At 39.7% G+C, this 21,576-nt stretch carries 22 protein-coding genes; 15 read left to right on the plus strand and 7 right to left on the minus strand.

The genetic code is table 11. The annotated features are described in order from the left end of the window. Positions 1 to 166 precede the first annotated feature (166 nt). From nadC to J4N25_RS20150, 6 genes are all read left to right on the plus strand, one after another. A complete protein-coding gene (gene nadC / locus J4N25_RS20125) occupies positions 167 to 1,021 on the plus strand; it encodes a carboxylating nicotinate-nucleotide diphosphorylase (RefSeq protein ID WP_207423601.1) in 855 nt (284 codons plus the stop codon). Positions 1,022 to 1,078: 57 nt separating this feature from the next. Beyond that, positions 1,079 to 1,726, plus strand: coding sequence for a glycerol-3-phosphate 1-O-acyltransferase PlsY (gene plsY / locus J4N25_RS20130; protein WP_207423602.1), 648 nt, complete (start codon positions 1,079 to 1,081; stop codon positions 1,724 to 1,726). A 32-nt stretch (positions 1,727 to 1,758) separates the two neighbouring features. Further along, the gene (locus tag J4N25_RS20135) at positions 1,759 to 2,544 is read left to right on the plus strand and encodes a M48 family metallopeptidase (protein WP_207423603.1); all 786 of its coding nucleotides are present in this window, start codon (positions 1,759 to 1,761) and stop codon (positions 2,542 to 2,544) included. A gap of 277 nt (positions 2,545 to 2,821) precedes the next feature. Continuing rightward, a complete protein-coding gene (gene pelA / locus J4N25_RS20140) occupies positions 2,822 to 3,877 on the plus strand; it encodes a pectate lyase (RefSeq protein ID WP_242695960.1) in 1,056 nt (351 codons plus the stop codon). Positions 3,878 to 4,473: 596 nt separating this feature from the next. Beyond that, complete coding sequence (locus J4N25_RS20145) at positions 4,474 to 8,352, plus strand: Ig-like domain-containing protein (protein WP_207423604.1); 3,879 nt, start codon at positions 4,474 to 4,476, stop codon at positions 8,350 to 8,352. Positions 8,353 to 8,401: 49 nt separating this feature from the next. Beyond that, positions 8,402 to 8,584 (plus strand): hypothetical protein, encoded by a 183-nt coding sequence (locus J4N25_RS20150; RefSeq protein ID WP_207423605.1) that lies wholly within the window; start codon positions 8,402 to 8,404, stop codon positions 8,582 to 8,584. A 77-nt stretch (positions 8,585 to 8,661) separates the two neighbouring features. Here the strand turns inward: J4N25_RS20150 and ychF are convergent, their stop codons facing one another. The 4 genes from ychF to J4N25_RS20170 all read right to left on the minus strand — a co-directional run bounded on the left by ychF (position 8,662) and on the right by J4N25_RS20170 (position 13,158). Continuing rightward, positions 8,662 to 9,762 carry a redox-regulated ATPase YchF gene (ychF, locus tag J4N25_RS20155; protein WP_207423606.1) on the minus strand — a complete coding sequence of 367 codons (1,101 nt, stop codon included), beginning with the start codon at positions 9,760 to 9,762 and terminating at the stop codon, positions 8,662 to 8,664. Between the two features lie 182 nt (positions 9,763 to 9,944). After that, positions 9,945 to 10,838: an agmatinase gene (gene speB / locus J4N25_RS20160; RefSeq protein WP_207423607.1), complete on the minus strand. Its 894-nt coding sequence runs from the start codon at positions 10,836 to 10,838 to the stop codon at positions 9,945 to 9,947. A 109-nt stretch (positions 10,839 to 10,947) separates the two neighbouring features. Beyond that, positions 10,948 to 11,274 carry a DUF3276 family protein gene (locus J4N25_RS20165; RefSeq protein WP_207423608.1) on the minus strand — a complete coding sequence of 109 codons (327 nt, stop codon included), beginning with the start codon at positions 11,272 to 11,274 and terminating at the stop codon, positions 10,948 to 10,950. Positions 11,275 to 11,364: 90 nt separating this feature from the next. Further along, on the minus strand, positions 11,365 to 13,158 hold the full coding sequence (locus tag J4N25_RS20170; RefSeq protein WP_207423609.1) for an ABC transporter ATP-binding protein: 1,794 nt from the start codon (positions 13,156 to 13,158) through the stop codon (positions 11,365 to 11,367). Positions 13,159 to 13,330: 172 nt separating this feature from the next. Between J4N25_RS20170 and J4N25_RS20175 the strand changes: the two genes are divergently transcribed. The 9 genes from J4N25_RS20175 to J4N25_RS20215 all read left to right on the plus strand — a co-directional run bounded on the left by J4N25_RS20175 (position 13,331) and on the right by J4N25_RS20215 (position 19,454). Then, positions 13,331 to 14,422: a Glu/Leu/Phe/Val family dehydrogenase gene (locus J4N25_RS20175; RefSeq protein ID WP_207423610.1), complete on the plus strand. Its 1,092-nt coding sequence runs from the start codon at positions 13,331 to 13,333 to the stop codon at positions 14,420 to 14,422. A 118-nt stretch (positions 14,423 to 14,540) separates the two neighbouring features. After that, a complete protein-coding gene (gene nusB, locus J4N25_RS20180) occupies positions 14,541 to 15,488 on the plus strand; it encodes a transcription antitermination factor NusB (RefSeq protein WP_207423611.1) in 948 nt (315 codons plus the stop codon). Positions 15,489 to 15,494: 6 nt separating this feature from the next. Continuing rightward, positions 15,495 to 15,938 (plus strand): DUF1573 domain-containing protein, encoded by a 444-nt coding sequence (locus J4N25_RS20185; protein WP_207423612.1) that lies wholly within the window; start codon positions 15,495 to 15,497, stop codon positions 15,936 to 15,938. An 18-nt stretch (positions 15,939 to 15,956) separates the two neighbouring features. After that, positions 15,957 to 16,271: a preprotein translocase subunit YajC gene (gene yajC / locus J4N25_RS20190; protein WP_207423613.1), complete on the plus strand. Its 315-nt coding sequence runs from the start codon at positions 15,957 to 15,959 to the stop codon at positions 16,269 to 16,271. 143 nt (positions 16,272 to 16,414) lie between these two features. Further along, positions 16,415 to 17,296: a CdaR family protein gene (locus J4N25_RS20195; RefSeq protein ID WP_207423614.1), complete on the plus strand. Its 882-nt coding sequence runs from the start codon at positions 16,415 to 16,417 to the stop codon at positions 17,294 to 17,296. Then, positions 17,297 to 17,893 carry a dephospho-CoA kinase gene (gene coaE / locus J4N25_RS20200; RefSeq protein WP_207423615.1) on the plus strand — a complete coding sequence of 199 codons (597 nt, stop codon included), beginning with the start codon at positions 17,297 to 17,299 and terminating at the stop codon, positions 17,891 to 17,893. Continuing rightward, a complete protein-coding gene (locus J4N25_RS20205) occupies positions 17,890 to 18,831 on the plus strand; it encodes an MBL fold metallo-hydrolase (RefSeq protein WP_207423616.1) in 942 nt (313 codons plus the stop codon). Before coaE ends, J4N25_RS20205 begins: the two co-directional genes overlap by 4 nt. Before the next feature lies 1 nt (position 18,832). After that, positions 18,833 to 19,018 (plus strand): C1orf53 family protein, encoded by a 186-nt coding sequence (locus J4N25_RS20210; protein WP_207423617.1) that lies wholly within the window; start codon positions 18,833 to 18,835, stop codon positions 19,016 to 19,018. Beyond that, a complete protein-coding gene (locus J4N25_RS20215) occupies positions 19,008 to 19,454 on the plus strand; it encodes a MarR family winged helix-turn-helix transcriptional regulator (RefSeq protein ID WP_207423618.1) in 447 nt (148 codons plus the stop codon). Before J4N25_RS20210 ends, J4N25_RS20215 begins: the two co-directional genes overlap by 11 nt. On the opposite strand, the gene J4N25_RS20220 is transcribed toward J4N25_RS20215, so the two are convergent. The 3 genes from J4N25_RS20220 to J4N25_RS20230 are packed head-to-tail and all read right to left on the minus strand — an operon-like array spanning position 19,451 to position 21,457. Next, positions 19,451 to 20,164 (minus strand): ZIP family metal transporter, encoded by a 714-nt coding sequence (locus tag J4N25_RS20220; protein WP_207423619.1) that lies wholly within the window; start codon positions 20,162 to 20,164, stop codon positions 19,451 to 19,453. The two genes, J4N25_RS20215 and J4N25_RS20220, sit on opposite strands and share 4 nt — an antisense overlap. Then, positions 20,146 to 20,727, minus strand: a complete 582-nt coding sequence (locus J4N25_RS20225) for a phosphatase PAP2 family protein (RefSeq protein WP_207423620.1) — start codon at positions 20,725 to 20,727, stop codon at positions 20,146 to 20,148. Before J4N25_RS20225 ends, J4N25_RS20220 begins: the two co-directional genes overlap by 19 nt. Then, on the minus strand, positions 20,720 to 21,457 hold the full coding sequence (locus tag J4N25_RS20230) for a class I SAM-dependent methyltransferase (RefSeq protein ID WP_207423621.1): 738 nt from the start codon (positions 21,455 to 21,457) through the stop codon (positions 20,720 to 20,722). Before J4N25_RS20230 ends, J4N25_RS20225 begins: the two co-directional genes overlap by 8 nt. Between the last annotated feature and the right edge of the window lie 119 nt (positions 21,458 to 21,576).

Consider the following 21,576-nt stretch of genomic DNA (forward strand, 5'->3'; position numbering starts at 1 on the left):
TAGATTACGAAATTTGATTGTAGACTAACCTTTTTATCATTCGGGATCTTTTACAAAAAAGTAATGTCCAAACGAATAATGCCAAAACCAGAATGGCTTTATGTAGTTTACATGTCAAATCTAACTTCTTACATCTCGTATGTAATTTTTATTTTAGCCGCAGGTTATGCAAAACGAAAAAGACTTACTACAAAAATTTATACAGGACGCGCTGCTCGAAGACATCGGAGACGGTGATCATACTTCGCTATCGACGATTCCGGAAGGAAAGGAAGGTGAAGCGCAACTTATTATTAAAGAAGAAGGTGTTTTGGCAGGAGTGGAAGTTGCCCTGGAAATTTTTAAGGCCGTAGATGCCGATCTTAAAGTCGAGGTTTTCATAAATGATGGTGCCGAGGTTAAACCTAAAGATATTGCTTTGAGGGTAAAAGGCAAAGTATACTCTATATTAACTGCCGAACGACTTGTTTTAAATACGATGCAGCGAATGAGTGGGATCTCAACAACAACACATCGTATAACGAAATCACTGGAGGGGACTAGTACAAAAGTGCTCGATACGCGCAAAACGACTCCGAACATGCGCTTCTTAGAAAAAGCTGCTGTTAAAATAGGAGGAGGAGTGAACCACCGTTTCGGTCTATACGATATGATACTTATCAAAGACAATCATGTTGATTACGCAGGTGGGATCAAGCAGGCCTTGAATGCGGCAAAGAATTACATAAGGGAAAAGGAAAAAAACATTCAAATTGAGATAGAAGTTCGTAACCTAAACGAGCTTCAGGAAGTAATAGAGTGTGGCGAAGTAGATCGTATCCTGCTCGATAATTTTGATTTTGAAACCCTAAGGCAGGCTGTAAGGCTTGTAGACGGAAGATTTGTAACTGAAGCTTCCGGAGGGATAACAGAACAGAATGTTTTGCAATACGCTCAATGTGGGGTAGACTACGTGTCGATGGGAGCATTAACGCATTCTGTTAAAAGTTTGGATATGAGCTTAAAAGCCCTAAAAAGTTAATTTTTCAAATTCTTACCCGAATTTGACTTTTCTTTTTTTAGTATACTTGCAAGCTGAATGATATCAATTTACTCGATAGGAGCACTCATCCTGGCATATCTGTGTGGTTCAATACCAAGTGCGGTTTGGATAGGTCAGGCCTTTTATGGAATAGACGTTCGCGAATACGGTAGCGGAAATGCCGGAGCCACGAATACTTTTAGAGTTCTTGGAAAGAAGCCAGGAATTGCGGTGATGATCATCGATATTGTTAAAGGGTGGACGGCAACAAATCTTGTTTATTTTATTGGCCTTTCAGTTACCGGTCCCCTGCATTCCGTCCAATTTACAAATTACCAGCTCGCTCTTGGTATAACAGCAGTAATGGGGCACTTATTCCCGGTCTTTGCAGGTTTTAGAGGAGGTAAAGGTATTGCAACCCTTTGTGGAATGATACTGGCGGTTCATCTGCAGGCGGCACTTATTTGTATAGGTGTTTTCCTGGTTGTACTACTAGTTTCAAAATACGTTTCTCTCAGCTCTATCAGTGCCGGATTTGCATTTCCCCTTAGTATTATTTTTGTTTTTCATTCGCCATTGCGCTCTATAGTGCTGTATGGAATGTGTATTTGTGTATTGATTCTGGTAACCCATCAGAAGAACATTGAGCGTTTGCTTAAAGGCAAGGAAAACAGGATAAATCTGTTTCGAAAAAAAACAGCATAAACTGTAAACTGTTATCTGCTAAAACACATTCTATGAGAAAGATAAAAATTATAGGCACACTTGCGTGCCTTGTTATAATGGAAGCATGCTCTACTGTTCCAATCACTGGACGTAGACAGTTGAATCTGGCGAATACAGAACAAATTCAACAAGAGTCGGCACAGGCATATCGCCAATTTCTTGCCGATCCTAAAACCAAGGTAGTTACCAGCGGAAGCGATGTTCAGAGAGTTAGGACTGTTGGAAACAGGATAGCGAGGGCTATTGAAAGTTTCCTTGCTCAGAACGGGCAGGCCAATCAGTATAATTTCCAGTGGGAATTCAATGTTGTTCAGAGTAAAGATATCAACGCTTGGTGTATGCCAGGAGGAAAAGTTGCCGTTTATACTGGTATTTTGCCTGTAACACAAACAGAGGCGGGATTAGCAACGGTAATGGGACATGAAATTGCCCACGCAATTGCACGCCACGCAGAAGAGCGTTATTCTCAAACAGCCGGGGCGCAAGCATTGGGAGGTATTGTAGGGGCGGCTACCGGGTCACAAACTGTTACTCAGCTTTACGGTTTGGGAGGTCAGTTAGCTCTATTGAGGTACGGTAGAAATCAGGAGTCCGAAGCCGATCGATTAGGTTTGATTTTTATGGCAATGGCAGGTTACAATCCAGAGAGTGCTGTAGCCTTCTGGCAACGTATGGCTACTTCTAAGGAAGGAAACGGAGCTCCTCCAGAGTTTTTAAGTACCCACCCTAGTGATCAGACACGTATCGCAAATATTCAAAAGAGATTACCTGAGGCAAGACAATATTACAAGCCCTAATAAGAAAAACCTCCATGAGCAGAAACGCAAAAAAGGGGGATAAAAATTTTAAAGGTTCTTCTTAGCCTTTAAATCTTAGTTAAGGGATCTAAGTGAGGCCTTTAAAAAACAATTAGTCACCTAAATAAAACAATTAGACTTTCAGGAAAAGCCACTATTGAATAGTGGCTTTTTTATTGAAAATCTCTTTTTTGCAGCTTTTTTTAGATCTTTCTTTAAATAGAAATTTGAGGTCGCGCAACTTTCTTATTTTTATTACGTTTACAGCTCAAATCAAATGATGAGACGTACAGGGACTTTTTTCAATTTCTTAGTTGTAATTGCTTTCTTTTTTCTTAGTTCTGCTGCGCTAATAGCTCAGGTTAAAACTGACCCTATTGCAGAAAATATGTTGATCTACCAGCGTAGCTATGGTGGTTGGCCCAAGGCGATCCATGAGAAAAAGGTTGTTTATGAGGGTGTATTGACCGAAGCACAAAAGAAGGAGATATTAAGTGGAATCAACGAGGAAGACGGAACCTTCGATAATAAAGCGACAAGCCGTGAAATAAGATATTTGGTAAAGGCTTATAAGGAAACTCAGAACCCTGCCTATCTGAAGGCGGCTGAAAAAGGCATTGACTATATTCTTAGGGCCCAGTACCCGAATGGAGGTTGGCCCCAATATTTTCCGCGTAAAAATCTTTACCGGGGACAAATAACTTTCAATGATAATGCAATGGTGAACTTGCTTAATGTGCTTCAGGACATTGTTGAGAAAACTAATGATTTCGAAGTTGTTGATGTCCGTTTTGTGAAGCAAGCAGGCGATGCGGTTAAGAATGGCGTTAATTGTATTCTAAATACGCAGATAAAAACGAAAGGAAAGCTAACGGCTTGGGCAGCTCAATATGATCAAAATACTTTAGCTCCTGCCAAAGCAAGAGCCTTTGAGCCTGCAAGTCTTAGCAGTGCAGAATCAGTTGCTATTGTTCAATTTTTGATGCGAGTTCCAAATCCTTCAACTGAGGTTAAAGAAGCAATTACATCAGCTGTATCATGGTTTGATGCAGTGAAGATAGCTGGATATAACACTAGTGATGTGGATGCTCCATCGATGCCTAAGGGTAAAGATCGCATTGTAGTAAAAGATCCCGCTTCAACAATATGGGCCAGGTTCTACGAGCTGGAAACATTCAAGCCTATCTTTATAGGTAGGGATGCTGTGGTACGCTATGCACTTGCAGATATTGATGCTGAAAGAAGAACGGGATATGCCTGGTATGGTACATGGCCTGTTAAGCTTTTACAGAAGGATCTTCCTAAATGGAAAAAGGTTAATGGGTTAAACTAGGCCATTTTTATTTCTAAATCCTGAAATTTAAAATATTATTGAAAAGGAGTTTGCGCTGTTTAAGTGCAAACTCCTTTTCGTTTTAAAAAGCAGTATTGTGAAATTTTTTCGTTTAATATTGGACTAAACCTCCTATCCGATTCTCTCGCTGAAACGATTTCTTTGACCTCATAGTGAAAATGATCTATTAGGTTCCCACCGTCAACAATAATAGGACCCACATCTAATTTCCCTGATCGGGGATTATTTTTCTCTTTTTGATGTTTATTTCCCAAGTGATTTGGGAAAAAATTGCACGGTCCACTAGATTGGGTCTGTCGCATTGCCAAATTCTCCTTGGTAAACTTCTTTTCTACAGCCTTTTATACGATAAAAACACAAAGTGTGTTACAACATTTGTTTTGGTTAGGTTTTTGTCTTTAGTGTTAAGCCTCGCTGGTCTTTCCGGAAGAAAATTGCTTTTCTTGAAAGTTATGATGGCCCGTGTTTTTTAAGCTGTCTAGTGCTGTTCGCTTGAAAACGTATGATGAGTATTAAGGAAGCTCCTATCAATTAGCTTCCAATTTTTTTAACGCATTTTATATTAACGCACCTCAATGGATTCATTAATTCAAAGGATTTTTGTTTTCCTTTTTCTTTCTATTGGTTTTGGTTCTCTGGCGCAAACCACTACACCTCCTCCAAAAGTAACAAGTCCCGTTAATTTATGTTATGGCACAACTCCAGCACCTCTTACAGCTACTGGAACCAACTTACAATGGGTAAGTCCAGTAAGTTCAAGTGTAGGTGGGGTAGTTCCCCTATCGGACTTCGACAAGGAACATATTGCTGGTGGTGTTTTTAATAGTAATAATAACAAGAAGACGGTAATTAAAACCACCGTCGCAAATGTTAAGATTATCTCGGTGGACTATGCCATTACTCCAAATCAATCAGTTAGTAATCTTAAACTCGCTATTTATAATGCTGCAGAACAAGAGATAGCTGAATCTTCAACTGTAACAACCTCTTCCGGGGCTAGCCTCAGAACGATAACAAATGTTTTCAATTATACTCTGGCTACGCCTGGTACATACTACATCGGCGTTAAATCAGGTTCTGGAAATGTAGCATATGCAGATTTTAGTTCAACAGTTGGAGCTGCCCCTTTATCTATTACAGGCACGACCCCTGGTTCAAAACGTTTTTTTACTAATATTAAATATACCTATAATCAGACTACTTCTACAGCCCCTACTCCTTCTACTGATGCAGCCGGATCTCAGAATTATTATGTCACTCAAACTGTAAATGGAGTTACAAGTTCACCAGCAACAATCGTCGTGAATGTGAATTCCACACCCGCCCCTACCGTGACGACTCCGATAAATGTTTGCCAGGGTAGCTCTGTTGGGGCGTTGACTGCCAATGGATCTAATTTACTATGGACAGCTGCCATTTCTTCCAGGGTGGGAACTGCTTATGAGTATAATAGCTCAGGAGGGTTTCTGCAAACAAGTGAAAAGCGAACCAGTTTTACAACTTCACGTGCAAATGTATTGATCAATTCCCTTGAGTTTTTTATTCTAAAGAATAACAAAGCAAATAATCTTAAACTAGGAATCTTTGATGAGTCAGGAACATTGTTGGTTTCTTCACCTGAAATTTCAGAAACCGCAGGTCAATTGCCTGTGAAAGTTGAAGCGGTGTTCAACTATAATTTGGAGAAAGCGGGTACTTATTCAATAGGGATAGTATCAGGAAGCGGACAGTTTTGTTATGGAACTGCAACTTACCCACAAACTGAGTCTGCTGGCATTTTAAGTATTATTGGAAATACTTTTCCAGGAAACATATTCAATATTAATTTTTCAACGACTACCGTCGGCGCAACATCCACACCGGTACCGTCAACGGCGATAGCCGGGTCCTATTATTACTATGTTACTCAAACAGTCAACGGCTGTACAAGTCCTCCTTCTGTAGTGACTGTAAATGTTTCCGGGGTTTCAGCAACCACACCAGGGCTTGCTTGTGCCGGTCGTACAACCGTTCTAAAGGCAACAGCGTCAGCGGGATATACATTGTATTGGTTTGATGTTGCTTCCGGGGGATCTTCAATAAGGACAGGAGAAGAGTTTACAACTCCTTCATTAACAACAAATCAGACATTCTATGTACAAGCCTCAAATGGATCTTGTACTTCTAATCGAATACCAGTACAGGCGATCGTCGGCGGCCTAAGCTGGGTTGGAAATGCGGGAACATCTGTGGGTGATCCATCAAACTGGACTACTTGTTCAAGTAGCTCAACTCCTAATGGAGATAATGTTTTCATCCCGTATAAAACTAATTTACCGAAATTAAGCGCAAACTTAACAGTTGGGCAACTGATAATTGATGCAGGTGCTTCAATCGATCTGAACGGGTTTACTCTAACTGCGCAATCTATAACTGGAGCAGGTTATATCAAGGGAGGAGGAACAAGCAAAATTATTATCAATGCTAGTGGTAATTCTACTATCAGGATGGACCAAACAGTACCTGGTTCTACCAATGTTCTAGAGTCTTTGGTTATTAATAATAATTCCAGTGCTATTCTTTTAGATAATCCACTTTTAATTAAAGGAGTCGTCAATATAACGGGAAATAGCGTCCTTAATTCAAACGGACATCTCACTCTTCTTTCGACAGAAAGCTCAAATGCTAATATCGGTCCCCTTACTGGTGGAGGAGCAATCACAGGAAACGTAACAGTTCAAGCATTTATGAAGGGTTCCAGTCTATCAAATAGGAACTTTAGGACAATAACATCTCCCGTGTATGATGTTTCTTCTCCATCAAAGGGATTTGGTATCGCAGGGTATAAAAGAACTATGTATGTAACTGGACCAGGAGGTGAGTCTAAAGGTTTTGATCCATCTCCGGCTAACGGAAGCACGATCAAGTACTATAATGAACCCCAAAAGAATAATCAGAATCAATATCTGTATGCTGCAAATGCGACTACAGAATATATAAGTCAAGGTAAAGGTATATACTTCTATTTCAGAGGCAAGAAAGACAATTCGAAGGGTGATAAGTTTGTGAAGGTAAATGGCACCTACGGGACACCGGAAGACGTCACCATGGAGTACTATGGGGTGATTAATAGTGGAAATATTTCTCCTGCTATTACTTATACGAATAATCTTGGCGAAGATGGAAGCAACGGATTTAATCTTATTGGTAATCCTTATCCATGTGTAATTGATTGGGATGGTGCAGGGATCATAAAGAATGGCCTTGAAAGCACAATTTGGGTGCAGAAGCAGAATGGAACGTTTGCAATTTATACTCCTGAAGCAAGTACGAATGGTGGCTCCCGCTATCTTTTGCCAGGTCAAGGCTTTTTTATAAAAGCTAATAAAGCAAACCCTTCAATCACTTTTACCGAGAATGCTAAAGTAACAAATACAAATCCTCCGGTAAGATTAATGAGCGTCAAGGAAATGCCTTCGCTGTCTTTTACAACTGAAAAGGCTACAACTTTGACGCAGCCTATGTCAACACGACTAAGTATTGTAATGGCCAAAGATGAATACTCTACAGACGAAACAACAATCGTTTTGAAGGATGGCTCTTTAAAAACACTAGATGGTAGCGACATTTCTTATATGGGAGAGGGGCCGGTAACTTTAACCAGCGTAACGCCTGATAGTAAATATTTGGCGATAAATTATATACCCCCAGCCTCCGGACAGGTGGAGGTCCCTCTGTATGCCACTGCAGCCGAAACGGGTACCTACTCATTCAAGCTATCTAACTACACAGGAATGAATAGTACGACTGTTTTCTTGAAGGATGACTATACGGGGACAGTTACAAATCTTCAAACCGACCAGCAATATTCTTTTGATATTGATAAATCAATTAGCAACACATTTGGAGATCGCTTCAAGTTACTATTAGTTCCACCTAGTACTCTTCCTGTTAAACTGACTAGTTTCACTGGTAAAAAGGTTCCAGAAGGTATATCTCTACAGTGGGCGACAACAAGCGAGATGAACAGTAAACATTATGAAGTTCAACAATCCACCGATGGTAAGAATTTTTATACCATAGGGAAACTTGACGCTGCTGGTAATTCATCTTCCACCTTGAACTACTCATTAACAGACCAGTCACCAATTGCAGGTATAAACTACTATCGTTTAAAATCTGTAGACAAAGATGGTCTTTACACATACAGTAACGTGATTTCAGTCGATTTCTCCTTTAGCGCAAAGACATTAATTAGCATCTATCCCAACCCGGTTACAGATGTGTTGAAGATAAGTACAGCAGAAAGCAGGGGTGATTTGAGACTGCGCATTTTTGATATGAACGGGAGAGAATTACTTGGGACTACAGGAGGAGAACTTGCGGTCGCTGCACTGAGTAAGGGAATGTATATTTTAGAAGTACGGACAACTGAAAATACCCTTATTGGGAATTATAAAGTATTGAAGAATTAGGGGTGTTTTTATGAGGAAATTTTTGTTAATGTTGTGTTTGATATCGGTGATGCCATTCAAGATAAAAGCACAATGGTCACCAGGAGATGGAGGAGTGCCTCCAGATGAGTGTATAGAACTGGCATGTGATGAGTCAGAACATGGGCCTCTTGACGATCATGTAATTTGGTTAATCGGCGCTTCTGCCACTTTCGGTATAGTAGTTCTTAGAGGTCGGAACCAAAAAGCATAACCTATCGCTGAGATATTTAATAAACAAAAAAGGCAATTTGATAGTTCAAATTGCCTTTTTTTATGATCAAGCTGTTATTACACATTAAACCTAAAGTGCATAATATCTCCATCTTCCACCACATAAGTCTTACCTTCAACACTTAGCTTTCCTGCTTCCTTACATGCTGCTTCCGAGCCCAAATTAATAAAGTCGGCGTACTTGATAACCTCTGCGCGGATAAAGCCTTTTTCGAAGTCGGTATGGATAACACCTGCAGCTTGTGGAGCTGTAAATCCATTGGTAATTGTCCATGCCCGTACTTCCTGGACACCTGCAGTAAAGTAAGTTGCCAGGTTAAGTAATTTATAAGCTGCACGGATTAACTTTGCCACGCCTGACTCTTCTAAACCAAGATCAGCAAGGAACATTTCTCTTTCTTCGTAGCTTTCAAGCTCTGCAATTTCAGATTCAATTTTAGCCGAGATGATTAAAACCTCTGCATTTTCTTCCTTTACTGCTTCTTTTACCTGTTCCACGTAGGCATTTCCAGTATTTACAGATGCTTCTTCAACGTTACATACATAAAGTACAGGTTTGACAGTAAGAAGACTAAGGTCTGAAATGAACTCCTGATCCTCTTCGCTGATCGGTGCAGTCCTTACAGATTTTCCAGATTCAAGGTGTGATTTTACGATACTTAAGATTTCAAATGTTTTCTTAGCATTCTTATCTCCACCTGTCTTAGCCATCTTCTCCACTTTCTGGATACGTTTATCAACTGTGTCCAGATCCTTTAGTTGAAGTTCGGTGTCAATGATTTCCTTATCACGGATGGGATCTACAGACCCATCTACGTGCACAACGTTTCCATCGTCAAAACAACGAAGAACGTGAATGATTGCATTTGTTGTGCGGATATTTCCCAGGAATTGATTACCCAAGCCTTCGCCCTTACTAGCTCCTTTAACCAGTCCGGCAATGTCAACAATTTCAATGGTATTAGGAACTACCCTTTGCGGATTAACCAGCTCGGCCAGCTTGTTCAACCTTTCGTCGGGCACCGTAATTACTCCAACGTTTGGTTCAATTGTACAAAAAGGGAAGTTGGCAGCTTGAGCCTTCGCATTTGATAAACAGTTAAAAAGGGTTGATTTTCCTACGTTGGGCAAACCAACTATTCCGCATTGTAATGCCATTAATAATGTCTGTTATTTTTGTGTAAGTCCTTCGTTTTAGAGGCAACAAGCAACTATTCCTGTTTCAGCTTGCGTTTTTGAACGCTAAACTTAACAAGTCATAGTGCTAAAGACTATTGATAGCCACTAAAATTCGGCTGCAAAGATAGTAATTAATTTAGCTAAGAAAGGGTTGAGTGGAATTACAGTCTTTTCTCTGAGAACTTGTATCCAATTAGTTTATAAACAAGCTTTGCCAAAGTATATTCGGATAGTATACTGCCTTCAATAGGTGCGCATTCAACCACATCAAAACCTACAACGTTCCGCTCCTGGAAAACCTTCCTGAGTAGTTGAAGAGTCTCTGTCCAAAACAGGCCATTTGGTTCCGCTGTACCTACAGCTGGCATGATTGAAGGATCGAACCCGTCTGCATCGATAGTTATATAGACATCGTTATCTAAAAAATCAACGATTTCATTAATCCAAAGCGGATTGGTCCGAATTTGATGCGCATAGAAAGTGTGAATGTTCTGGGAGCTCTTTATTAGCTCAGCCTCTTCACGGCATTGAGCTCTTATTCCGGCCTGACAAATGGTTAATCCCAGTTCATTTATCCGGGCCATTACACAAGCATGGGAGTAAATGTTGTCGTTATAGCTCTCCCTTAGATCAGAGTGGGCGTCAATTTGAAGAATACTTAATTTTGGGTACTTTTTAATAAAGGATTTGATGAATCCAAGGGTAACGGTATGCTCGGCTCCTAAGGATACTACGAATTTGTCGTCGTTCAGCAACTTATCCGTCTCCTGTTCTATCAGAGCAATGGCATCAGCATCTGTTTTATCTTTGAAAATAATAGGGGGAAGTGTTGCAACCCCTGTTTTTTCAACGATTTCTGTATCTAACTCCTCGTCGTAACATTCAACATAAGCAGAAGCTTTTATGATAGCTTGGGGCCCTTTATGAGAACCGCTAAGATAAGATGAAGTATATTCATAGGGCGCTTGTTGAATTACAACTTTGCTTCTGTCGTAAGCGAACAATCGTTCGTCAGGTAAGCCGAGGAAGTTTTTTTCAGAAGGCAGGTATTCCATTTGTTAAAGTTTTAATGTTAACAAAGAAAAGGGCTCAAGGTTCCTTAAAAAAAGAAAACCATCCCGGTTCCGCCGAAATGGTTAATGTCTTCAATATTTAGGTCTTTACTTATATATCGAAAGAGAAGTCGTCATCAGATTTGGCTTCAAACGCGTTCTCGCTGAATTCATATCTTTTTTCAACTACTTCCTGATGAGCTTTAATATAGTCAACAGTGTCTTTTAATCCTTCACTGAATTTTTCAAAATCTTCTTTGTATAAAAAGATCTTATGCTTTACAAAAACTCCGTCTTCAAGACGCTTTTTACTTTCAGTGACAGTGATGTAATAGTCATTAGAGCGCGTTGCCTTTACATCAAAAAAATAGGTCCTTTTACCAGCTCTTACTTTTTTTGAAAAAACCTCTTCTCTCTCTTTGTTTTCAAAATCTCCCATGTTATCGTTAAAGTTTGCTTGCGGTAAATATAAAGTAAAAATTTTTATACTTCAAAATACTATTCATGAACTTTTTACGTGTTTGAACATTTATGAAATGTCTTCCTGTTCTTCCTCCAGTAATTGTTTTTCGTACAAATCTTTGTAAACGCCATTTACCTCCATCAAATCTTCGTGATTTCCATGTTCAATGATCTTTCCCTGGTCTAAAACAAGGATTTTATCAGCATTTTTTATGGTCGAAACCCGATGTGCAATTAAAACCGTTGTTTTCCCTTGCATATTTTTTCCAAGATTGTTGAGAATTTCTTCTTCGGTCCGGGTGTCGATTGCCGACAAGCAATCGTCAAATATTAAAACTTTTGGGTTCCTGATCAGAGCACGTGCTATCGAAACCCTTTGTTTTTGTCCTCCGGATAATGTAATTCCCCGTTCGCCAATCATCGTTTCAAAGCCTTTTTCAAACTCGATAATATTTTTGTAAACTGCTGCATCCTTCGCCGCCTGCTCCACTTTTTCTATGTTCGTTTCAGTTTCTCCAAAGGCTATATTATTGCTAATGGTGTCTGAAAAAAGAAAGACTTCCTGGGGAACAAAGCCAACCTGACTTCTGTAGGAACTTAGATTTACTTCCTTTAACGGTTTTCCGTCAATGAGAATTTCTCCTGAAGTCGTATCATACATTCTTAATAGAAGGTTGGCAATGGTAGACTTTCCCGAGCCTGTTCTTCCTATAATAGCAAGAAACTCGCCCGGCTTAACCTCGAAGGAAATATTATCAACCGCTTTGATTCCAGTATCGGGATATACAAAACTTACATTTTTAAATTCAACTCTCCCTTCAAGTGCGAGCTCTTCTTCTTTAGTCCAGGCTATTTCCGGCTTTGTTTGTAAGAACTCATTGATCCTTTTCTGGGAGGCGGCGGCGCGTTGAACGAGCGAGGTTACCCAGCCGAGAGACATCACCGGAAAGGTTAGCAGGTTTAAATAAACTATAAATTCTGCAATATTCCCGGGCGTTATGGTTCCATTCATAACTTCAATGCCTCCCACATAAACGGTAACAATGGTGCTTATTCCAACTAATAAAAGAATAGCTGGGTAAAATAGGGCTTGTACCTGTACTAGTGCGAGAGATGTGTTTTTATATTGCTCTGTTTCTTCCGCAAAATTCTTCCGGATCTCTTTTTCACGTCCGTATGCTTTTATTACACGGATTCCCGAGAAGTTTTCCTGAACGAAAGCGGAAAGGCGCGAAAGCTGCTCTTGGATGCGCTCGCTCCGATGATTTATAATGTTATGAACATAGTAAATTGTGATTGCAAGGATAGGCAAGGGGAGAAGACTGAAAAAGGCAAGCTTCATATTCACATTCACCATTGCCACAATAGCCAGAATAAAAAGGACTATAGTATTTATAGTATACATTATAGCCGGTCCTACGTACATCCTCACCCGGCTTACATCTTCTGTTACCCGGTTCATCAAATCGCCGGTATTGTTTCTTCGGAAAAAACTCATCGACAGGTCCTGGTAATGCTGATAGATTTCGTTCTTCATATCGTACTCGATATGTCTGGACATCAAAATGATTGTCTGTCTCATAAAGAATAGAAACAGCCCCCGTAACAGTGCTAATACAAGCACCAGGAATCCAAAGAAGAGCAGACTGGAAGTAAATACCTGGTAAATAAGTTGCTGCCTGTCGAAGCCAGTGAATAGTCGAAAAACGCTGATGTTCTCGTTTACAAGATCAAATGCCAAGCGTATTACTTGCGCAGGAAGTACGCCAAAAATATTAGATGTAATAACAAAGAATATTCCCGGCACTAGTCGCCAGCGGTATTTGTAAAAGTACTTATTAAGATGAGCAAGTTCTTTCATATTGAGATGAGGTGTTGAACCCGGAATATTAGCTAAATATTTTCTGAAGCATCCAGGGGATAATTCAATTCCCTAAGCTGCTAGCGCCACAAAACTAACTAAGATCCTAACATTGTTTGGTTATACTTGTATATTATTTTGTACTTTTGCGCCTTCAGCCCTAATCGCATATATGTCGTCAACGGTTTTTGAAGAAAGTTCTGTATTTTTTCAGCTTAGCAAATGTTCTCACCAAAGCGTAGTGTTTTGTAGTGATGAAGATACCGGTCTAAAAGCTATTATAGCAATTCATGATACCACTTTAGGTCCGGCATTTGGAGGAACCAGAATGTGGGCCTACCGTTCTGAGACCGAAGCGTTGAAAGATGTTCTAAGACTTTCGCGCACTATGACATATAAGGCGGCAATCAGTGGATTAAATTTAGGTGGAGGTCAGGCAGTGATCATTGGCGATAACCGGGCAGGAAAGAGCGAAGCCCTGATGCGTCGATATGGCCGCTTCATAAAAAACCTCAACGGCTCTTTCATTACAGCAGAAGATTTAGGAACAGACACCAAAGACATGGAGTACATCCGTGTGGAAACGTCTTACGTTGCTGGTTTACCCGAGTCGCTTGGTGGAAGCGGGGATCCGACTCCGGTAGCTGCTAAAGGTGTATTATTAGGGATTAAAGCGTGTGTTAAAGAAGTATTTGGCACAGATTCGCTCGCTGGTCGTTCTGTGGCAGTGCAGGGGATCGGACATGTGGGGGAGAACCTCGTTCGCCTACTTAGGGACGAAAACGTGCAGGTATTTGTGAGCGATATTAATGAGGACAGATTAAGGCAGGTAGCAAAAAAGTACGGTGCTACTCCGGTTTCTAATAATAACATACTCGATCTGGAGTTTGATGTTTTTGCTCCATGTGCATTGGGAGGCATTATTAATACAGACACTATTCAGAAGATGAAATGTGCTATCATAGCAGGTTCAGCCAATAATCAATTAGCGGATGAAGATTTGCACGGGCAAATGCTCCTTGAGAAGGGTATTCTTTATGCTCCTGACTACTTAATCAATGCAGGAGGGATGATCAACTGTTATTCTGAACTCCAGTCGGCTTACAGTCGCAAAAGAACTATGCAGCTGGCCGAAAATATTTATGCTGCGACCCGCTCCGTGTTGAAAAAGTCCAGAGAGGAAAATATTTCTACAAGTAGAGCGGCAGCAATTATCGCCGAGAAGAGAATAGCAGACATTAAAAAAATCAAGGGATCTTACTAGAGTTAGGGTTAATACGATATTAAGAACTTGCACGAAGTAGAGGTGAGTAAGGTGCATGAATGTTTTAAGCAGGTTTTTTAGAGGTAAATAGATATAAATAATAAAATCGTTCTTATAAATGTTAAATAGAAGGCAGTTAAGGGTAAAGGTTCTACAAGCTTTGTATGCGTATAACCTATCGGAGGATAAACAGGTAAAGGCTTTTGAGAAGAAGTTACTGGGCAGCGTTGATGATGTGTATGAAATATATATCTGGCTTCTGGCTTTACTACAGGATACTGCCGAATACGTGTTGATCGATGCGGATGAGAGAAAGAACCGCTATCTTCCCTCAGAGGAAGATTTAAATGTGAATACCAAACTTCACTCGAATAAGTTCCTTGTTGCGTTGCGGGAGAATTCAGAGTATCAACGCGAAGTGAAAAAGTACGGAGCTTCCTGGAGCTTCGATCCGGAAGTTTCAAAGACTATCTATAATATTCTCCGCGATAAGCCTGAGTATGAAGCTTACCTCAACTCAGAGGACGATTCCATCAGAGCGGAAAAGGAGATCATCAAATTCATCTACAAGAAAATTATAAAGGTTACGCCATCCGTGGATCAGGTTTTTGAAGACAAATTCATCAACTGGCCGGTAGACAAAGAAGTATTAGACGCAATGGTGGCTAAAACCTTCAGTAACTTTCAAAGTGAAATGCCAAATGAAAATAAATTGGCAAAAATAAGCCCCGATTGGGCAGAAGATCGCGATTTCGTCGTTAACCTGTTTAGTAAAGTGATTGCTTATGATGAAGAATTCCAGGGTTACATCACTGAAAAAACAAAGAATTGGGAAGCTGATCGTATTGCGCTGATAGACATATTACTAATGAAGATGGCGCTTACGGAGCTGGTACATTTTCCTTCCATTCCAGTAAAGGTTACGATGAATGAATACATCGAAATTGCAAAGGAATTCAGTACTCCTAAAAGTAATTCCTTCATAAATGGTATTTTAGACAAAATTCTGGCCGAGCTGAAAACTGCGGGAAAGGTCAGGAAATCAGGACGAGGATTAATTGAATAACAATATATGAGAAACTTTATTTTAACTGCTACTATAGCAGTTTCTGTTTTTCTGGGATCATGTAATAATAACAAAAAAGCGGTTAAGGAAACCGATAGTACCAGTAATGCGGCTACGGAAAATCCGGAAAATGCCCCGGTTATTAAGTTTGAAAAAAACAACTACGATTTCGGTAAAGTTGCTGAAGGTGAAAAGGTGACCTACGAGTTTAAATTTGAAAACACCGGGAAGAGCCCCCTGATCATCTCCAATGCAACTGCAAGCTGTGGTTGTACTATTCCTGAATTCCCTCACGCGCCCATTCCTCCAGACGGGACTGGTGTGATAAAAGTAATATTTAACAGTTCTGGCAGATCGGGAATGCAAAATAAAGTGATAACAGTAACTTCTAATGCTGTACCATCAGCAACAGAGGTATACCTTGTAGGAGAGGTAGAAGCAAAAAAGTAAAACGATATAAAAAAAATTATGACAGCAAGTATTTTATTACAAGCAGGAGGCGGCTTGATGCAAATGATTCCGATGGTGCTAATTATCGTCGTGTTCTATTTCTTCATGATCCGTCCACAAATGAATAAGCAAAAAGAACAGAAGAAATTTGTTGAAGCTCTTAAAAAGGGCGATAAAGTAGTAACAACGGCTGGTATTCATGGAAGAATTGTGGATCTTAACGATAACACTATTGTTTTAGAAGTAGAAAGCGGTACCAAAATCCGGTTCGATAAGGCTGCAGTATCCCTTGAGTCTTCTAAGGCTCTTAATCCTCCTGCTGCTAAAGCATAAAAGAAGTTTTTTACTGTTAAATGCCATGCATTTGCATGGCATTTGATTTTAAATTCCCATAAGCCTAATGTAAATTTGATCATATGCCGGTATTCAGACTAAGCAGGATTGAGCGACGGAGATTAACTGTCTTTTTTACAAGCATGCTAATCGCTATTTTCTGCTGGTTGTTTTTTACCCTTTCGAACCGGTATACTTATCCGCTTCATGTTAGGCTCAATTATATCGATCCTCCCTTTCATAAGGCTTTTCGGTCACTGAATGATGATAGTATCTCTATTAATATAGAAGGCTCCGGCTGGCAATTATTGTTCTCCCAACTGAAATCAGATTCTACTATTATCAATGTAAGTTTAAAAGCTCTAAACCAAAATCAATTTGTACTTCTGTCAGACCAGTCAAAACGTATTAATTCTCAATTAACTAACGGGCAGTATTTTGTGTCAGCTTCACCGGATACACTGTTCTTTGACTTCGCAAGACGGGTGACAAAGAAAGTTCCTGTTAAATTGCTTTATCGCCTTTCTTTTGACCAAGGGTTTGGAATGGCAGGACCTTTAACATTCTCGCCTGATTCTGTTATCGTTTCGGGAGCGGCTGAAGATCTAAAATCAATTGATTCCTGGGAGACAGAGATATTTGCGATGGAGCTCGTCAATAACAGCATTGTTAGCAAGGTTAATGTGAAAAAGCCGGCAGCGAATATTGATGTAATTCCTCAACAGGTAAAGGTTAGGGTGCCTGTGGATGCATTTACCGAGAAAGTTCTTGAAATTCCCGTTAAGGTGTTGAACAACCAGAATGAGGAAGTACGGCTCTTACCAGAGAAGGTGAAGGTAACACTCCTGACTAGCTTAAAGGGATATCGCTCTCTCGAACGCGATTCTTTTTTGGCTGTTGCCGATTTGGAAGGCTGGCAAAAGTATCGATATCCTCAGTTGCCAGTTGTATTTAAGAAGCTTCCCGCTTTTACGAAGTTGGTAAAAGTGGAGCCTCAGGTAGTGGATTTTATTATACAGAAATAGATGCTTAAGATTGGAATTACTGGAGGTATAGGAAGCGGTAAAACGACTGTTTGCAAAGTGTTTGAGCTATTAGGTGTTCCAGTGTTTTATGCGGATACTGTTGCAAAGTCCGTAATGCAGAATGATCCTATCCTGATTCAGGCAGTAAAGGAGGCTTTCGGCGATGAAACATATTCTGAATCCGGTCAGTTAAACCGCGCGTACCTCGCATCAAAAGTATTTGCAGACGAGGCCGAACTAGGCAAATTAAACTCAATCGTTCATCCTGCAGTTTTCAGAGCTTTTGACCAATGGTCCTTGGATCAGCAGAACCTGCCTTTTGTAGTTAAAGAAGCTGCTTTGTTATACGAAAGCAATTCCTATAAAGATTGCAAGTATACTATTCTGGTAACCTCTCCTTTGCACTTAAAGCTTAAAAGAGTGATTAGCCGTGATAAAACCTCAGAGGAGGAAATAAGGAAGCGGATGGCAAGGCAATGGAGCGATGAGGAGAAAGAAAGACTTGCAGACTTTGTGTTAAATAACAACGAGGAACATTTTCTGTTACCTGAAATTATCAAACTATACAATCGCTTTCTTGAGGAAAGTATCAAATGATAATACCTGATTTCTTAGTATTTACAGATAATGGGCTGTTTTGTAAGCCCGGCAACTTCTATTTAGATCCTTCACAACCCGTTGACCATGCTGTTATTTCTCATGCACACGGTGATCATGCATGTAGTGGTAATAATAACGTTTACTGCACTCCCGCAACTGCTGCCATTATGCAGCTTCGCTTGAAGAAAAATGCAGGGCGAAATATCTGCACCTATTCCTATCATCAGTCTTTCTTAATAAAAGGAATCAGGATTACTTTTTTTCCAGCAGGTCATATACTAGGCTCGGCTCTGATTTTAATGGAGTATCAGGATACGAAATACCTTTATACCGGCGATTTTAAATTACAAAACGATCCTACTTGTGAACCGCTTGAACTCGTAGAGGCAGATGTATTCGTTACAGAAACTACTTTTGCGAACCCCGATATAAAACACCCCGATATTGATACTGAAATGCATAAACTGAATGCATCGGATCATAACATATTGTTAGGTGCTTATGCACTAGGGAAAGCTCAACGATTAATACATCTCCTTAATACATACTGTCCGAACAAAACTATTTTCCTTCATCATTCCATGTTAGGAATAACAAAGATCTACGAAGACTTTTCTTTTTCCCCGGGCATCTACCAGCCTTACAACAGAAAATTGATGAAATTACCGGAAAAAGGATTTGTTTATATTGTGCCACCAGTTACATTTGAAAGCTATTTCAGAGCGAAGGGTGTACTTCGGGTCTTTGCTTCTGGTTGGAAGAGATTGCAGGCAAAGAACGATTTAGAACTTTATGTTTCTGACCATGCCGACTGGGATGATATACTAAAAAGCCTGGATTTCGTTAAACCTAAGGAGATATGGACGCTTCACGGGAACGGAACATTTCTGAAGGATCATTTTCAAGGAAAGCTACCTGTGAAAATATTGAATTGAAGTGAAGGAGGGTGAAGACTATTACTTGAATGATAGCGGTCTGCTTGTTTTTACCGCCACCTATCATTTAAAAAGAGGATATTGCTGCAAGAGTGGATGCTTGCACTGTCCATGGAAAAAAGCGCTGAAAACAAAAGAACAACCATTAAATAATAACAGTATCACACCTAAAATACATGGATCTTGAGAAGGAAATTCAATCGAAGTTTGAAAGCGATTATCAAAAAGTAGTTGTTAACCTGGTTTATACTTACAACTGGATAACTTCTATTCTAAAAGAGAGATTAGATGACCATCAAATTACGTTACAGCAGTTCAATATTCTTCGTATCCTCCGCGGTCAATATCCTAAACCGGCAACCATCAATCTTCTTAAAGAACGCATGTTGGACAAAATGTCTGATGCCTCTCGCATTGTCGACCGCCTGGTTCAAAAAGGACTGGTTACTCGTTCTGTTAATCAGAAAGATCGCCGCGCAGTTGATATTATTATCTCCGAAAAAGGCCTGGAGATTCTCAAAAAGTTGGATCCGGTGATCACCCCTGACGATGTTCTTAGAACAAATCTTTCAGAAGAGGAGGTATTAAAACTTAACCAGCTCCTCGATAAAATGAGAGGCTAATGAAGCAAGTAGTTGATTAGAGCTATGGCCACGCCGCTAAGAACTGCTACAAGCTTCTTATTATTATAATGGTGATCTACACTTGATTCAAACAAAATCGTGGTAGAAATATGTAGAAAGATACCTATTACAACACCCATGATCCTATCAAAGTACTGCTCAATATTCCCAACCGAACCGTTACTTAGAGCATTACTGAGAAGATAACCTGCTGGAGACATTAGGGAAAAAAGAACCAACAAGTAAATTATCTTCGTCTTATTTATATGATTCTGTAGCAATACGCTACCCAAAGCAAACGCCGCGGGAATATGATGTAAGGCAATTCCAAATAAAAGTTCATTCTGATAACCCTTAGCTAATGGCATGCCTTCCAAAAAAGCATGAAGGCATAGAGAAATCATAATGCCAAAAGGAAAGGCGTGGTGATCGTGACTATGCTTATGAATGTGCCCGTGTTCGATACCCTCCGAAAATTGCTCGAGCAGGATCTGAAAAAGAAATCCCCCAAGTACAAAGAGCCCGATCTGGTGGCTTGAATTCTGATATACTTCCGGAATTAAGTGAAGTATTGTGATTGCAAAAAGATAGGCACCACTAAAAGACAGGATTAATTTTAAAGAAGAAGCATTGCTTTTTTTGAAGTAGAAGATAGAGATACCTCCGAAAAAGCAGCTTGCAAAAAGAATTATTAAAGGCCAGAATTCCATTTTTTCTCAGATAGAAGGGTAAGAAAACCAGTTCCTGTAAGATAGCCGATAATACAACCTAACAGAGCTCCGGCAATAACATCAATGGGGAAATGTACACCAACATAGACCTGAGCAAAACAAATACTAAAGGCCCACAAGAAAGTTAACAGCCATATCCACCTCCATCTTTTTGCAAATACCATCGAAAGGAACATTGCAATGGCAAAGTGATTACTCGCATGCGAGGATGGAAAACTGAATCCCGCACCGCATGCTACTCTTGAGGTTATTTCTTCTTTAAAACCAACTTCGTTGCACGGTCTTAATCGTTGAAATGACGGTTTGATAATAGATGCGCTTATAAAATCAGCAAGAGCAAAAGTAAGAAGAAGGAAAAGGATACAAATTGCCCCGTTTTTTTTATAATTTCTAATAAGGAATATGATAAGAAATACATACACTGGAGTCCAGAAATAGCGATTTCTTAACATGGGCATAAGCCAGTCAAAGAAGGCGTTTGATAGCCCGCTGTTTACCGCCGTAAAAACCTGGTGGTCAAATTGAATAATTTGTTCAAACATTGGCTTTTCTACAAATAAATATTAGACGATCTGATTTAATCGGATCATAACTATTAAGATGATAATTTCCAAAGGTTTGCTCGATAGTAAAGCCGCTCAAACGAAACATTTTCTCGAAATCCGCCAGCGTAAATGCTTTAACTTCTTCCTTAAAATGATAGTCCTTGCCTCTATGCTCGAACCCAATCGTTTTGATTATTTTTCCGTCATTTACTTTTTTTGACAAGTGAAAGTCTATCCCCTCTATGTGTTTCACTTCCTGTCTTGCAAGGTTTTTTATGATCTTTTCAGTATTAAAATAGTCAAGAACAAGCACTCCATCATGCTTAAGCGACTTACGAAAAGACCTTAACGCATTTACATGATCCCTTTCACTTTCGAAATAGCCGAAACTGGTGAACATGTTAAGCGCTATATCAAAGTAATTGATAAAAAGCAAATGCCTCATGTCATGCTGGAAGAAGTGTAACTTCTCGTTTTCAAACTGTTTGGCAAATTTAATATTGCTGTAAGAGAGATCTATTCCAGTTACATCATACCCTTTTCTGCTAAGGTATACTGAATGTCTGCCCCGGCCACATGCCACATCAAGTATTTTCGAACCGTCTACAGGCTTTAGTAAAGCACAAAGGCTATCGATAAAAAGCTCGGCTTCTTCGTCATTTCTTTGATGATATAAAATATGGTAATAGGGAGAGCTGAACCAGTTTTGATACCATTTAATGGGCATAAGGATATATATAAGGGTACAAACTTAGATAAAATTTTGCCTTTAAATTTTACCTGCTTTGTAAAAAAATGTCCAAAGACATATAATTCTAAAGGTAATAGTACCTCTTTTTTATGTTT

The organism is Desertivirga brevis (genome assembly GCF_017355835.1).

Coding starts and splice junctions, on each gene's coding strand:
- J4N25_RS20150 (WP_207423605.1), top strand. CDS start 8,402: ATGCCATTCAAGATAAAAGCACAATGGTCACCAGGAGATGGAGGAGTG.
- J4N25_RS20135 (WP_207423603.1), top strand. CDS start 1,759: ATGAGAAAGATAAAAATTATAGGCACACTTGCGTGCCTTGTTATAATG.
- nusB (WP_207423611.1), top strand. CDS start 14,541: ATGTTAAATAGAAGGCAGTTAAGGGTAAAGGTTCTACAAGCTTTGTAT.
- ychF (WP_207423606.1), bottom strand. CDS start 9,762: ATGGCATTACAATGCGGAATAGTTGGTTTGCCCAACGTAGGAAAATCA.
- yajC (WP_207423613.1), top strand. CDS start 15,957: ATGACAGCAAGTATTTTATTACAAGCAGGAGGCGGCTTGATGCAAATG.
- J4N25_RS20185 (WP_207423612.1), top strand. CDS start 15,495: ATGAGAAACTTTATTTTAACTGCTACTATAGCAGTTTCTGTTTTTCTG.
- J4N25_RS20170 (WP_207423609.1), bottom strand. CDS start 13,158: ATGAAAGAACTTGCTCATCTTAATAAGTACTTTTACAAATACCGCTGG.
- J4N25_RS20230 (WP_207423621.1), bottom strand. CDS start 21,457: ATGCCCATTAAATGGTATCAAAACTGGTTCAGCTCTCCCTATTACCAT.
- J4N25_RS20165 (WP_207423608.1), bottom strand. CDS start 11,274: ATGGGAGATTTTGAAAACAAAGAGAGAGAAGAGGTTTTTTCAAAAAAA.
- nadC (WP_207423601.1), top strand. CDS start 167: ATGCAAAACGAAAAAGACTTACTACAAAAATTTATACAGGACGCGCTG.
- J4N25_RS20145 (WP_207423604.1), top strand. CDS start 4,474: ATGGATTCATTAATTCAAAGGATTTTTGTTTTCCTTTTTCTTTCTATT.
- J4N25_RS20220 (WP_207423619.1), bottom strand. CDS start 20,164: ATGGAATTCTGGCCTTTAATAATTCTTTTTGCAAGCTGCTTTTTCGGA.
- J4N25_RS20175 (WP_207423610.1), top strand. CDS start 13,331: ATGTCGTCAACGGTTTTTGAAGAAAGTTCTGTATTTTTTCAGCTTAGC.
- J4N25_RS20225 (WP_207423620.1), bottom strand. CDS start 20,727: ATGTTTGAACAAATTATTCAATTTGACCACCAGGTTTTTACGGCGGTA.
- coaE (WP_207423615.1), top strand. CDS start 17,297: ATGCTTAAGATTGGAATTACTGGAGGTATAGGAAGCGGTAAAACGACT.
- speB (WP_207423607.1), bottom strand. CDS start 10,838: ATGGAATACCTGCCTTCTGAAAAAAACTTCCTCGGCTTACCTGACGAA.
- pelA (WP_242695960.1), top strand. CDS start 2,822: ATGATGAGACGTACAGGGACTTTTTTCAATTTCTTAGTTGTAATTGCT.
- J4N25_RS20205 (WP_207423616.1), top strand. CDS start 17,890: ATGATAATACCTGATTTCTTAGTATTTACAGATAATGGGCTGTTTTGT.
- plsY (WP_207423602.1), top strand. CDS start 1,079: ATGATATCAATTTACTCGATAGGAGCACTCATCCTGGCATATCTGTGT.
- J4N25_RS20195 (WP_207423614.1), top strand. CDS start 16,415: ATGCTAATCGCTATTTTCTGCTGGTTGTTTTTTACCCTTTCGAACCGG.
- J4N25_RS20215 (WP_207423618.1), top strand. CDS start 19,008: ATGGATCTTGAGAAGGAAATTCAATCGAAGTTTGAAAGCGATTATCAA.